At 44.5% G+C, this 13,672-nt stretch carries 12 protein-coding genes; 6 read left to right on the top strand and 6 right to left on the bottom strand.

Annotated features, from left to right (window positions below; translation table 11 throughout):
* Positions 1 to 10 precede the first annotated feature (10 nt).
* From LKD42_RS02345 to LKD42_RS02330, 4 genes are all read left to right on the top strand, one after another.
* Entirely contained in the window at positions 11 to 901 is an 891-nt protein-coding gene (locus tag LKD42_RS02345) for an ABC transporter permease (RefSeq protein ID WP_248834696.1), read from the top strand.
* Positions 894 to 1,667, top strand: a complete 774-nt coding sequence (locus tag LKD42_RS02340) for an ABC transporter ATP-binding protein (RefSeq protein WP_248834695.1) — start codon at positions 894 to 896, stop codon at positions 1,665 to 1,667. The genes LKD42_RS02345 and LKD42_RS02340 overlap by 8 nt, the downstream gene beginning before the upstream one ends.
* Before the next feature lie 184 nt (positions 1,668 to 1,851).
* Complete coding sequence (nrdG, locus tag LKD42_RS02335; RefSeq protein WP_147631555.1) at positions 1,852 to 2,343, top strand: anaerobic ribonucleoside-triphosphate reductase activating protein; 492 nt, start codon at positions 1,852 to 1,854, stop codon at positions 2,341 to 2,343.
* 91 nt (positions 2,344 to 2,434) lie between these two features.
* Positions 2,435 to 2,947, top strand: a complete 513-nt coding sequence (locus tag LKD42_RS02330) for a dUTP diphosphatase (protein ID WP_248834694.1) — start codon at positions 2,435 to 2,437, stop codon at positions 2,945 to 2,947.
* A gap of 579 nt (positions 2,948 to 3,526) precedes the next feature.
* Here LKD42_RS02330 and LKD42_RS02325 read toward each other — a convergent pair.
* The 5 genes from LKD42_RS02325 to LKD42_RS02305 all read right to left on the bottom strand — a co-directional run bounded on the left by LKD42_RS02325 (position 3,527) and on the right by LKD42_RS02305 (position 8,968).
* On the bottom strand, positions 3,527 to 4,651 hold the full coding sequence (locus LKD42_RS02325) for a DUF4340 domain-containing protein (RefSeq protein WP_248834693.1): 1,125 nt from the start codon (positions 4,649 to 4,651) through the stop codon (positions 3,527 to 3,529).
* Positions 4,651 to 6,213 (bottom strand): GldG family protein, encoded by a 1,563-nt coding sequence (locus LKD42_RS02320; protein ID WP_248834692.1) that lies wholly within the window; start codon positions 6,211 to 6,213, stop codon positions 4,651 to 4,653. The genes LKD42_RS02325 and LKD42_RS02320 overlap by 1 nt, the downstream gene beginning before the upstream one ends.
* Before the next feature lie 12 nt (positions 6,214 to 6,225).
* Positions 6,226 to 7,044 (bottom strand): ABC transporter permease, encoded by an 819-nt coding sequence (locus LKD42_RS02315; protein WP_331464759.1) that lies wholly within the window; start codon positions 7,042 to 7,044, stop codon positions 6,226 to 6,228.
* 28 nt (positions 7,045 to 7,072) lie between these two features.
* Entirely contained in the window at positions 7,073 to 8,134 is a 1,062-nt protein-coding gene (locus tag LKD42_RS02310) for an ABC transporter ATP-binding protein (protein ID WP_248834690.1), read from the bottom strand.
* Between the two features lie 156 nt (positions 8,135 to 8,290).
* Positions 8,291 to 8,968, bottom strand: a complete 678-nt coding sequence (locus tag LKD42_RS02305) for a hypothetical protein (protein ID WP_173865840.1) — start codon at positions 8,966 to 8,968, stop codon at positions 8,291 to 8,293.
* Positions 8,969 to 9,170: 202 nt separating this feature from the next.
* On the opposite strand from LKD42_RS02305, the gene LKD42_RS02300 reads away from it, so the two are divergent.
* Positions 9,171 to 9,740, top strand: coding sequence for a TetR/AcrR family transcriptional regulator C-terminal domain-containing protein (locus LKD42_RS02300; protein WP_248834689.1), 570 nt, complete (start codon positions 9,171 to 9,173; stop codon positions 9,738 to 9,740).
* Here LKD42_RS02300 and LKD42_RS02295 read toward each other — a convergent pair.
* A complete protein-coding gene (locus LKD42_RS02295) occupies positions 9,703 to 10,647 on the bottom strand; it encodes a hypothetical protein (protein WP_248834688.1) in 945 nt (314 codons plus the stop codon). The two genes, LKD42_RS02300 and LKD42_RS02295, sit on opposite strands and share 38 nt — an antisense overlap.
* Positions 10,648 to 10,926: 279 nt before the next feature.
* Here LKD42_RS02295 and LKD42_RS02290 point away from each other — a divergent pair, with 279 nt between their 5' ends.
* Positions 10,927 to 13,671 (top strand): YhgE/Pip domain-containing protein, encoded by a 2,745-nt coding sequence (locus LKD42_RS02290; RefSeq protein WP_173897120.1) that lies wholly within the window; start codon positions 10,927 to 10,929, stop codon positions 13,669 to 13,671.
* Position 13,672: the final 1 nt, after the last annotated feature.

Below are 13,672 nucleotides of genomic sequence, written 5' to 3'. Positions count from 1 at the left end.
GGAGGTTGATATGGCATTGCTGATAAGCGTCCTGGAACAGGGACTGATATATGCAATCATGGCATTTGGAATTTATATTACATACAAAATCCTGGATTTTCCGGATCTGACGGTAGATGGCAGCTTCCCGATGGGAGCAGCGATCGCGGCAGCACTGATCAGCAGAGATGTAAACCCGCTGCTGACCCTGCCGATCTGTTTTCTGCTCGGGGCTGTAGTCGGAACTTTGACAGGTCTTATCCATGTAAAATTGAAAGTGCGTGATTTGCTGTCCGGTATCATTATGATGACGGCTCTTTATACGGTAAATCTCCGAATCGCAGGCAGGGCAAACCTGCCGATCTACAATAAAAGTACCATTTTCCAGAACGATCTGATAGATAAAATCATTCCAAAAAGCCTTTCTTCTTTTAAGGTAGTGATCATTGTTCTGATCATTACCCTGATCAGCAAATACATTCTGGACTGGTACCTGAGAACGAAATCCGGTATGCTGCTGCGAGCAGTCGGGGATAATGATCATATCATTACTTCCCTTGGTGTGAACAAAGGAAAGGTAAAGGTAGTCGGTCTTGCGATTTCAAACGGCCTGGTGGCATTAAGTGGCTGTGTGTTTGCACAGCAACAGCGATATTTCGATGTATCTATGGGAACTGGAACGATGGTCATCGGTCTTGCCAGTGTGATCATCGGAACCAGCCTTTTCCGTAAAGTAACGATTCTGCGTGTGACATCAAGCGTGGTAATCGGTTCGGTGATCTATAAAGCATGTGTGGCAATCGCCATTCGTTTTGGTTTTGAGTCCACGGACCTGAAATTTATCACAGCGGCATTGTTCCTGCTGATCCTGGTGCTTGGAATGGAACGAAACAGGAAGGTCAAGGTGAAAGTCGATGCTTGAACTCAGAGAAATTTATAAATACTATAATCCTGGCACAGTCAATGAAATGTGCCTGTTCAACAATTTTAATTTTAAAGTCGATGACGGTGAGTTTGTTGCGGTTGTCGGCAGCAACGGTTCCGGAAAAACTTCCATGCTGAATATTATCTGCGGGAGCATTCCGATTGATGAAGGAGCTGTCCTGATCAACGGCACCAATATCACAAATATGCCGGAATATAAACGCATGGGAAGAATCGGACGCGTTTTTCAGAATCCTTCCATGGGAACCTGCCCGTCCATGACGATCCTTGAAAATATGGCAATGGCAGAGAATAAAGGAAAAGCCTATAACCTTGGAAAGGGTGTCAATAAAAAAAGAGAAGAAGCTTACCGCGAGTTGCTCCGTCCGCTGAATCTCGGACTGGAAGATAAGCTTCATGTAAAAGTCGGAGCCCTGTCCGGAGGGCAGAGACAGGCAATGTCACTTCTGATGTCCACGATGACACCGTTGGATTTCCTGATCCTGGATGAGCACACGGCTGCACTGGATCCGAAGACTGCCGAGATCAATATGCATCTGACTGACCAGATCGTGCGTGAAAAGAAGCTCACATCCATCATGGTTACCCACAATCTTCGCTATGCGATCGAATACGGCACGCGTATTGTCATGATGCATCAGGGAAAAGTAATCCTTGACAAAAAGGGCGAAGAGAAGAAAAATATGAATGTAGATGATGTGCTTGATCTGTTCAATGAGATTAGTATCGAGTGCGGCAACTAAGTGACAGGTAGAAACAGCACTTACAAGTTCTTCATCTGAACATAGATCCATACAGAAAACTACCACTTTTTTTGAAGTGGCAGTTTTTTGGCGTATATCAGATGTGAGATGATTCCCGTCTATAGAAGTGGGCGTCTTCTCCGACTAAGATAAATTTATGTATGATAAGAAACAAGGAGACAATATGAGATACCATAATATAACAAAGGACGATATGTTAAACGGAGACGGATTGCGTGTTGTACTCTGGGTTTCCGGCTGCAATCACTGCTGTGAGGAATGTCAGAATCCGATCACCTGGGATCCAAATGGCGGCATTCCGTTTAATCAGGAAGCAAAGGAGGAACTGTTTAAGGAACTGGGCAAAAGCTATGTCTCCGGTATTACCTTAAGCGGCGGAGATCCGCTTCATCCGGCAAACCGTCTGGATATCCGTGCACTGGTGCATGAGATCAGAGAAAAATTTCCAACGAAAACAATCTGGCTGTACACCGGATATCTGTGGGAACAGATCAGCCATTTTGAAGTGATGCAGTATGTGGATGTCTGTGTAGACGGCGAATATGAGAAAGACAAACGCAATGTGCAGCTTCATTGGAAAGGCAGCAGCAATCAGCGGGTAATCGATGTGCCAAAATCACTGGAAACAGGAAAAGTCTGTCTGTACTGCGAATAGTATGGACAGTATCCATGTTCAAAAAAAGAACCTGAGACAATAAGGGATACCTGTACAACCGTGTCCTATGACACAGAAAATGGAGAAAAGCATGAAAAGAATAGCAAAATTTCATAAAGTAAGTTTTGAACAGTTTAAAGAAGGATGGATGGGAGAGTTCCCTCAGACTACAGAAGCAGAACTGCAGAAAATTTACGAAGATATCAAACTGCCAAAACGTGCAACCGCAGGATCTGCAGGCTACGATTTTTATACACCGGAAACCTTTAGCCTGAAATCCGGCGAAACTATCAAAATCCCGACCGGGATCTGCGTTGAGATGGAAGAAGGATGGGTGCTGAAGTTATACCCTCGCAGCGGCCTGGGATTCAAATACCGCCTGCAGCTGGACAACAGTGTCGGAATCATAGACAGCGATTATTTCTATTCCGATAACGAAGGTCATATGTTTGCAAAGATCACAAACGATGCCAAACAAGAGAAGACACTGACCGTAGAAAAAGGTCAGGGATTTATGCAGGGGATTTTTGTAGAGTATGGGATTACCGTGGATGACGATGCAACGGCAGTCAGAAACGGAGGATTCGGGTCTACCACCAAATAAAAATTGACCGAGCTCTTTAGAGCGAGGGATGCTTCTTGTCCGAAGGGCAAGAAGATGGGCGTTAGAAAAACTTAGATATAAAATAAGACGCCATGATGATTCGAAAACAATCTCCTGACACGCATCGTTTCCTGTTCGGTTCGCTCGTGTGTTAGCCGCCCTTCGCCTAAACTCGCCTCTTCGAGGCTCAGACAGCGGCTCTCTGGGGCGGCAACATCGCAAACCTCACGACGGAAGCCTCGCTACCGTCAGAGCGATTTGTTTTCGAATTCATCATGGTTGTATTATTTTACGCACTATGTTTTACAATGCGGTTTCGTTTGCACATTGCTAAAAGCTCCTGGCCTGCCAGGGGTCGCTTAAGCAAAAAGCTTTCTCAAGCCAAAATTATTTTGCTGAATTCACTTTCGCTTCCATAGCGTAAACTGTCGGGCAGACGGTATGGAGGCTATTTCTTTCTTCTGTGCAAAACAAAAAAAGATTATAGAAGTGTAAATTGTGCCCTGTCTTTTTGCGTCCGGCACTCTATAACACTTTCATTTCATCTTTTTGTACTGAAAAAGAAAAAACAGTAAATTTCTACTCGGCGGAGTTTTCAATTTCTGTACTTTCTTCTTCACTCTCCGGATAATCATCGTAATTTAATCCCTGGAATGCGGACAGTTTATCCGCTGACATCAGATAAATATTATTGCTTCCATCGAGCTGAACATAGTAAGATCCGTCTTCAGCCTGTTCTCCCACATAGAGAGTTCCGCTGAGAATTTCGGCAGATCCGGTTTCGTTTGCTGTTTCGCTTTCTGTTTCGGAAGAAGTGTCTGTTTCTGACTCGGCTTCCGTTGTAGCATCATCCGAATTTGTCGCTTCGGTATATTGGAAGTTTATCGTCATGGACGGATTCTTCAGTCCGTATTTTTCTTTGTTTTCTTCTTTATGATCCACAAAACTGTCAAAAGAAAGATTTCCGAGGTGGTCCACAAGGGTTGTCACGGTGTTTACGGTTGCTTTTTCAGGAGTACTTTCTGTTTTACCTCCGTCCTGAGACTGGGAAATCTGCCAGGTTTTTACCGAACCGGTGGTACTGCTCTCAAAAAGTAGTGTCGTACCTTCTTCGGTTATCGAAAGCTCCTGGACATTATCGGAAGAAATCGTCGGAAAACTTTCGATTTCAGCCAGATCCGTTAACGTTTTATGAAAGGAATCTGCAAGGGAAGAGCTTACGGTATAAATTTCTCCGCTGTCTTCACGTTTCAGATAATAATCACCGGTCATACTGTTGGCTTCGCCAAGAACAAAGCTGCAGTTTGTACTGTCGGAAGAAGTGAGCGTGACCGTAGGAGCGTTTTCCGAAAATCCATAATTTTCCCCATCCTGTGCAGTGCCAAGATCACGCACAGCCTGGAGGGAAGTGAAAGTATTTACCAGTTCGGAAGCAGCATCGTTGGATAACGGAAACGTCTCGTCCTGAACACAGATCCAGCTGTTGTCTGTTTTTGTCAGCGTAAAAGAAGTATCACCGTCTGCCAGCTGAAAAGAAGAGACTTTATCAGAGGCGATCGTTGCTACTGCTACACCGGTTTCCGATTCCGCAGCAGCTGATTCCGACTCCTGTATCCGGTTATGGTTGGCAAGCAGTGCATAACTGCCGCCAAGTACGATCAGAACAGCAACGGCCGCCGCCAGTCCGAATGATTTTTTCTTCATTATTTTTTCCTCCTTTTCAGCCAGATCACACCTCCGGTTACCAGGAACAGAACCGGAAGAACGGCAATGGTAATAATGCTCCAGAGGTTGACATTTGCAGATGTCAGGGTCAGATAAGACAGCTGCATACTCTTGGAAGGAATGGAGATACTGGAACTCTGTCCGCACATCCAGCTTAAAGCGTTTGTGAGAAGTTTTGTATTGCCGCCGGAAACAGCAGAGTCTGTATTGCTGGTCAGAAACTGACTGCTTGCAAGAACGACCAGCCTGGTTTCTTTTGCATCTTCGGCAGCTTCTGTTTCGCTTTCAGCCTCAACCTGAGAAGCACTGCTTTCTCCTTCTACAATAGTTTCTGTTTCAGTCTCTTCTTCGGAATCAGATCCGCTTCCGATGGCTTCGGTAATGGCTGCTGCCAGAGTAAACGGACCGCTTTCATCGTTCTCTTCTTTGGAAAGGCTCTCCATATTTTCCGGATCTGCTTTTAAATATGCAGAACTGGTAGAAGTCAGCATATCGGTTACTGTGATGTCATCGGATTTGCTGTCCAGTGTTTTGATACTCTGACCGATCGGCATCAGCACATAGCTGTTTGAGCCGGAAAGGCTTCCGGTAGCATCGCAGGACTGGATCTCCGGCACCAGATAAAGAGGATTTCCGGAAACATAATGATTGTTGTCACCTTCCAGAACAACGCCTTTTTCAATAGAAACGCCATACTGTTCCAGAATAGAATGATAATTCGGCATTTCCGTTGTGGTATATCCGGATACCAGAAAAGCATGACCGCCATTTTGCAGGTAGGTCAGAATGGCACTGGTCTCATCGTCGGAGAAATCTTTCTGCGGAGCATTGATCATCAGGCAGGAGGCGTCTTCCGGAACCGTTCCGGCTGTGAGAAGATTCAGTTCCTGAACTTCGATATTTTCTTTTTCGATAGCAGACTGCATGGAGGAATCAAGATCATTTTCTTCATGTCCTGTTAATGTATATAGGATCGGAAGATCCTCTGTTGTGACATAGGCGATCGCACTGGTGACCTGACCTTCACCGTCAAATGCAGTTGTTTCCATAGAGTAAGTCTGGTAATTGACACTGCTTTCATACAGATCACTGTAAGGGATCACCTTGCTTCGTTTGTCACTGACAACGATCACACTGTTGGAAGCAAGATCTTCGTCGGTATAGGAAGAAGCAAAGCTTGGATTCAGAACCGGGTCCTTTTTCTCATATTTAATGTGAGAAGAGAGATCTGCATAACGTGTCAGAAGTTCGTTTAATGTAGCATCCTCACTTCCGTCTTCTGCAAGAAGATAAAGGGTAACATCTTCTGTCAGAGAAGAAGCAACGTTCTTTGTCTCGTCACCGATACTGTAAAGTTTATTTTCACTGACATCTATTTTCGTTGCAGAGGAAGGAAGCTCACCGATCAGAAGATTCAGAAAGACGGCGATCGCAAGGATGACAACCGTAAAAGCAAGGCTGTAAGATCCCTTCTTTAAAAGTTTTTTGTTTTTTGGCCGCAGCATATTAGCCGGCTTTTTTGATTTTAAATTGATGTTCATGGCGACAACCTCCTAATTCCAACGTCTTTTCTGAATGCTCTGAACCGTCAGAAACAGCATAATTCCAATAAAGGAAAGATAGTAGACAACACCGGTAAGATCAAGAATACTATTCGTAAAATTGCTGAAGTGACTGGACATATTGAAAAGAGTCAGTATTTTCTGGATGATGCCTTCGAACATGCTTTGTTTCACAAAATAAAGAACGGCAAGGACACCTTCACCGATGACACCGATCACAAGCGGAAGCAGGATGTTCTGTGTGGTATGATAAATCAGCAAACCTATAAGCAGAACAATGACAACAAGTGCAAAAAAGGAAGCACTGGCAGTTTCCGGGAAAAATCCGCTGATTCCATCCATCAGATAACATACCAGCAGAAAAGCGAAGGTTCCGACTGCGGCAAGAATCTGGCTTTCCGTAAGAGACGAGAAGAACAGTCCCACAGCCAGGCAGGTACATCCAAGCAGAAAAAAACCAAGCAGTGCCACGTAAGTAGATGCAAAAGCAATGCTTCCGTACTGTGCCATGATCAGCGGATAGAAACACAGGATCACGACCGGAAGAAGAAAAGTGACGATCAGTGCCAGGTATTTTCCAAACACAATCTGCCATACCGTCATTGGTGCAGTGAGAAGCAGCTGGTCCGTCTTCTGTTTGCGTTCCTCTGCAAGCGTTCGCATGGCAAGGATTGGTGACACGATCAGAAACAGAAAGGTGATGGAAGAGAGCGTATAACTGAACAGTGGATAGCCATAATTCAGGTTATAGGCAGTAAAATAAATACCCACCATCAGAAGCAGGAATGCACCGAACACCCATCCTATCATAGAATGAAAAAAACTTCGGATTTCTCTTTTACATATGCACAGCATTTTCGTTGTCTCCTTTCTCTGTATCCGATTCTGTCGTGTCGGTATCGGTATCGTCCGCATTTTCTGTAGGGGAAGATGGTGTACCGGTAATCACTTTTTTTGCTGCCTGATCATCGGCAGTCAGTTCGAGGAAGATATCTTCCAGTGACAGTCTCACAAGCTGCATGGCAAGGATCGGAAGATTCTTTTCTGCCAGCTGATAGAAAAGCAGTTCCCGGATATCGGAAGAAGGATCGGTTTTGATCTCTGCTTTTACACAATGTTCTTCTTCGCAGTCGCCCATAAAGTGAAATTCTTTCACAGCTGTGATGCCTCGCAGAATTTCTTTCAGCTGCTCTTTGGAAGATTTCACCGTTACGATCAGACTATTTTGTCCCTGCATCAGTGAAGTAAGATTTTCCAGAGTGTCGCTGGCTACCAGTTTTCCGTGTGAAAGGATCAGGACGTAGTCGCAGACAGCACTGATTTCCGAAAGAATGTGGGAACTTAAGATAACCGTATGTTCTTTTCCGAGTTCTTTGATCAGATCACGGATCTCCAGGATCTGTTTTGGATCCAGACCAACCGTAGGCTCATCCAGGATCAGGATTTCCGGTGATCCGAGCAATGCCTGTGCAAGTCCTACTCTCTGACGGTAACCTTTGGAAAGATTTTTGATCAGACGGTTCTGTACGGCATCCAGTTTTGTGGTTGCAGATACTCTGGTTATCTGATTTTTCCGTTCCGCTTTTGGGATTTTTTTCAGCTCGGCGGCAAATGCAAGATATTCTTTTACCGTCATATCAAAATAAAGCGGCGGCAGTTCCGGCAGATAACCGATGTTCTTTTTTGCGGCTTCTGCGTCTTCCAGAATGTCATGTCCGTTGATCGTAACACTTCCGTCGGTGGAAGCGAGATAACCGGTTATGATATTCATTGTGGTGGATTTGCCGGCACCGTTTGGACCTAAGAATCCATAAATACGGCCTTTTTCAATCGTGAAATTCAAATCGTCTACAGCGAGCGTGTCACCGTAGCGTTTGGTTAAATGTCTGACTTCAATCAAAACAATATCCTCCTTAAATAAATAACATATGATCTTATAAATCAGGGCAAAAACGCCCTGATTTTCAATCTTTTCAATATTTTATAAGGATTGTGTGTTTGATATGAGATGAAATTGTGTTTTTTGTTTGAAAATTGTGTGAAATGCAGACAGATCCTAAAAAGAAGGGAAGTGCTGGTAAGGTTCTCCGGAAGGAACAGTGATGCCAAGATCTTCCAGTTCGATGGGGATTTTTTCTCCGTTTTTATCGACGGTACAATAATAGATGGACAGATCCTGATCCTGTGAAAAATTCACCTGTAAGGTATAGCAGATACTGTCAAGAATCTGACGATAAAGCTGATCCTTGCTGTAGATGGGAAATGCTTCCTTTTCAGCGGATGCAGTGCCAGTAAAAAGAGAGCAGGATCTGGCAAAACAGACTGTGAGGCTGTTCTCATTTTCTCCGGTGACAGATTCGGCAAGATCCAGATTCCATCCGGTCAGATCAGCCATTGCAGCGATCAGAGATTCCGGCGTGACAATATCTCCGCCGGCATAGGGATAAGCACGGAAACTTCCATTGCTTCCTATATAAATAGATGCAGAAACAACTTCGGATTCTGTGCTGGATTCTTTTTGGTGTTCCGGTTCCTGGATCGGCAAGCGGATCGTACCGGATACGGACTGTGATTCCGGCGTGCTGCTTTCAGTTTCTGTTATATAGCCTCCGATTTCTGTTTCCACTGCAGGAGCCTCCGTGATCAGAGGTTTCGGTTCCTTTCGTTTGCTGCATCCGCCGGAAACCAGTAGCAGGATGCCAAGAAGAGGCAAAAATAAATGATATTTTTTCATATATAATCCTTTCCAATTTCAGTTACATTCTTACGATTTTGGCAGGAAGTCCTTCGACCTGTGCCCGATATTACAGATACTGTTTTGTTTCATTCAGTATAGAAGAAAAGTGAAAAAAATGCAATAAAATGGAAAAAAGTTGCTTGCACCTTTTGGAAGGATGGTATAAGATACAGGAAAAATGTGTTTATGAGGTGAGAAAATGGCAGATTCCAATATCACAAGGAATGCGATGGCAGCGGCGATGAAAGCTCTGATGAAAGAAAAAAAGCTTTCCAAGATCAGCATTTCCGATATATGCGGAGCATGCGGTATGAATCGCAACAGTTTTTATTATCATTTCAAAGACAAGTACGATCTGATCAACTGGATCTTTTATACAGAATTTGTGAGCAATATCCATCTGGAGGAATATAAAGATGCATTGCAGCTTCTGGAAGATATCTGCGATTATCTATATCAGGAAAGAGATTTTTACCGTGTGGCATTGAAGATGGAAGGACAGAATTCTTTCCAGGAATATTTTTCAGAAGTGATGGATCCATATCTGAAGTATCTTGCGGATCAGATCATGGGTGCCGGAAAAGAAGAAGCTTTTTTTCTGCGGTTTTTCGGAGATGCTTTTTTGATGGCGATTATCCGCTGGATAATGGATGAGAATATTATGCAGCCCAGAGAATTTGTCCGACAGCTGGATGAGACAATTTCCCTGGGGGCGAAAAAGATTCTGGAAGTTAAACAGAAGAAATCAGCCGATTCATCCGTTCTGTGATATGAATCGGGAGCGGATCACCTGAAATAATCTCATTGATCCGTGTGATATCAGAATAAAAATCAACAGCTAAAAACGGATATGCCTGCTTCATGCGGGTATCCACGGCAAATCTGGAAGCGGCACTGCTGGTGTCGCTTTTTCTGTCTTCTGATAAAAAAAACAGAAATGGTGTGCCAAGAGAAGACAGAAGCCCCAGACTTTTCCGTGAAATGCATTCCCGGATATTCTGTTCATTATATAGCTGATAAACGCCATAAAGTTTTTTGTGGGCACTTAATATCTGATGGATTTCAGATTCCATTAAAGCTTCCATTTTGAAGATTGGCATTACATTCTGCACATCTTTATAATCATCCAGATTGATACAGAAAGAATCCACATCCGGAAGAAACCATAAGAATGCACAGTCATTCTGCTTTTGAAATACCTCCGGCAGAAACGTGTTCTCTGAAAAGGAGGCAGATGGAAGGAAAGCATAAGTGCAGACACCATATGTTTTCCAAAAATCAATAAAAGCATTGAGGTTTTCAGCTGTCCATTCGTTCTGTGAGAGATCCAGTATCTGGATCCAGGAAGTTAAGATGCCTTCATTATCCCTTTTTGCACGGATTTTTTTTGCACCGTCCGTCCAGCTGTTGTAACCGAGGTTCATACCGAAAGTAGTCAGATTTTCTGCCGATACATTTCTGACGAGATTCTGCATAACAGAAAAATAAGGACTGTCTTTATATCTGAGACACTGCTGAAAAATGCCGAATATTTCTTTTTGCACCGATCCTCTGGCACATACTTTTCCGAGATCTGCCAGTTTGCGGAGCGTTCGTTTCGGATTACTTTCCATACCGCGAAAAGCTCTTGCAAGTTCCAGACGGATAACGGAGCGTGTTACGTCCTGTGTATTCAAAATATCACCTTCTTTTTTATTTATGAGAAAAAAACACAAACAAACCCTATAGTATTCTTAACTTCTTTCTACTATACTACTTCTTAGAAAGAAGAAAAATAGGCAAAGGAAGCGGCGATGTAAAAAAATTGTACACTTCCGTAAATGTGTCGAAAAATTATACATCATCTCAATAGTGACTAATGAAATATAAAAGCCGCAAAGCATATAATGTCACGTGAAAAGAGGAGCTGGCTTAGAAAATGTCGCAGAAGAGGCGGCAGCAGGAGGTAATAGATCATGGCAAAAAAAATCAGAAAAAATGTAAATACAAAAAAAGTTGTTTATAGAGGAATTGCAGTGGGAATGGCTGCTGTAATGGGTGGCGTGCCGGTAAGTGCAGCTGCCGCAGATGTATCAAAAGAAGAAACCGTTTATGTCAATGCGGATGCATCCGGAAATACGACAGACGTTACCGTATCAAACTGGTTGAAAAACAGCAATGGTGACAGTACGATAAAAGACAAATCCGATCTGCAGGATATCGAGAATGTAAAGGGCGATGAAACTTACACCGGAAGCGGTGACTCCATGAGCTGGCAGGCAGACGGTTCCGATATTTATTATCAGGGTACTACAAGCAAAGAACTTCCGGTATCTGTAAAGCTTAAATATTTTCTGGATGGTGTAGAAACAGATCCAAATGATCTGGTCGGCAAGAGCGGAAAGCTGAAGATTCAGGTAAATTATGAAAACAAAGCAAAAACAACAACAAAAATCGACGGCAAGACAGAAAATATTTATAATCCATTTGTTATGGTGACCGGAATGATCCTTCCGGATGAACATTTCTCCAACATTGTGATCGACAATGGAAAAGTGGTATCCGATGGAAGCAGAAATATTGTGATCGGTGTGGCAATGCCAGGTTTAAAAGAAAGCCTGAACCTTTCCAAAGATCAGGAAAAAGATATCACACTTCCGGAGAGTCTGGAGATTACAGCGGATGTAACGGATTTCGAGATGGACTCCACCTTCACCGTAGCAATGACGGACATTTTAAAACAGCTGGATGTGGACAGCATCTCGGATACCGATGAGCTGACAGATGCCCTGGATGATCTCGAGGATGCTGCACTGAAACTAGTTGATGGTTCCAAAGAGCTGTCTGACGGTGCAGATACTCTGAATGAGAAATATGGAGAGTTTGATGACGGAATCCAGACCTTAAAGGATGGTATCGATCAGTTGAACGGCGGTGCAAAACAGCTGGACAGCGGAATCAACGCGTATACACAGGGTGCAGAACAGCTGAATCAGGGTATCCAGAAATATCTCGGAAGCAAGGGTGTTATGACCGGAAAAGTAACAGAATACAAAAATGGTGTAAACAGCATCGTATCCGGTGTACAGACCTATACAAAAGGAACCTCCACACTGGCAGACGGTGTGACTTCTTACATCGCAGGTGAAAAGAAACTGGCAGACGGTGCAAAAGCACTGAAACCGTTGACAACAGGTCTTTCACAGGTGAGCACAGCGATCGATCAGATGTATGCCGCAATGGACGGAGAAGGCAGTACACAGGAAGATCTCAAGGCGGCTTCTTCTGCTCTGGCAGCCGGAACGGCACAGCTTGAGAGTTCTCTTGAAAGTCTGTCCGGACTGGCATCACAGGTTAACGGACTTGCTCAGACAGGAAGTGAACTGATTACAGAGGGCAAAGAACTTTCAGGTGCAGTAGACAGCTCCATCAAAGCACCGGCAGCACAGCTGATGGCAGACGGACAGTCACTGGCAGCACAGCTTCAGACAATCAGCACTGCCCTTACTACTTTACAGACACAGGCACAGACTGCGATCGCAACAGCAATGGGCACATCCGTTCAGAATGTCAATGCACAGATTGCAGACCGCAACAGCAAACTCGATGCAGCAAAATCCTCTGTGAATTCTGCAGTTGAAAGTGCAAACAGCCAGGTGGCAGCGGCAAATGGTCAGATTGACACGGCGAATGGTCAGATTGAGAGTGCAAGAGCCGCTCTTGATACAGCGATTGCAGCAGCACAGGCAGCCGGCAATACAGATCTGGTAAATTCTCTGACCGCTGCAAAATCAAATCTGCCGAGCGTATCCAAAGTGGATACCACCGTATCTGCAGATACTACTGGCGTGACAGCGGTAGATCAGGTAACGGCACCGGATGTCGAAATCAGCATGCCGGGTATCGACACGGCATCACTGACTGCAACACTTCAGAATATGAAGACCAGCCTTGAGACCCTTCAGAGTGCAGCTGGACAGATGAGCACAAAACTGGATGGCATGCAGACAAAACTGGCAACACTTTCCGGTGTGAGCATTCCGGAAGCACCGATGACACAGCTGACAACCAGTGTCAAAGTACTGAATACAGGCATGCAGGGACTGGATGCTGCAATCGATACACTTGCCGGAAATGTAAAGACTCTGAAAACACAGACTGCATCTCTTCCGAGTGCGGGAGCCGGAATCGCAAGTCTGCTGAGCGGATTCGATTCACTTGGCTCATACAACGATCAGCTTACATCCGGAGCAAAAGAACTGAAACAGAACGCACCGGTACTGAATGCAGGGGTCAAGACACTGCAGAAAGGAACCAAACAGCTGGCAAGCGGTGTATCTCAGCTTTCCACGCAGCTTTCGGCAGGAGCATCTACCCTGGTATCTAATAATGCAACTCTGACAGATGGCTCTGCAACCTTGCTTTCCGGCGTAGATGAGCTCTTCACAGGAGCCGGTACCCTTCAGACCGCAAGCGGACAGGTAGCAGATGGTATCAGCCAGCTGGCAGACGGAGCAAAAGAACTGGCAGACGGAACTTCTGAATTCGAAGAAGAAGGCACCAAGAAACTCAAAGAAACCGTAGAAGATGATCTGCTCACGGTGATCGACCGCATCAAAGCACTCAGCTCTGATGAGTGCACATATGATACTTTCAGTGGAAAAGCATCCGGTGTGGACAGCAATGTGAAATTTATCATTGAAACAGATCCGATTGAGTAAT

It is taken from the genome of Hominisplanchenecus faecis (genome assembly GCF_020687205.1).
Classification (GTDB): Bacteria; Bacillota; Clostridia; order Lachnospirales; family Lachnospiraceae; genus Hominisplanchenecus; species Hominisplanchenecus faecis.
Note: the sequence above shows the minus strand (reverse complement) of the source record. Positions and strands in the feature narration are given on the sequence as shown.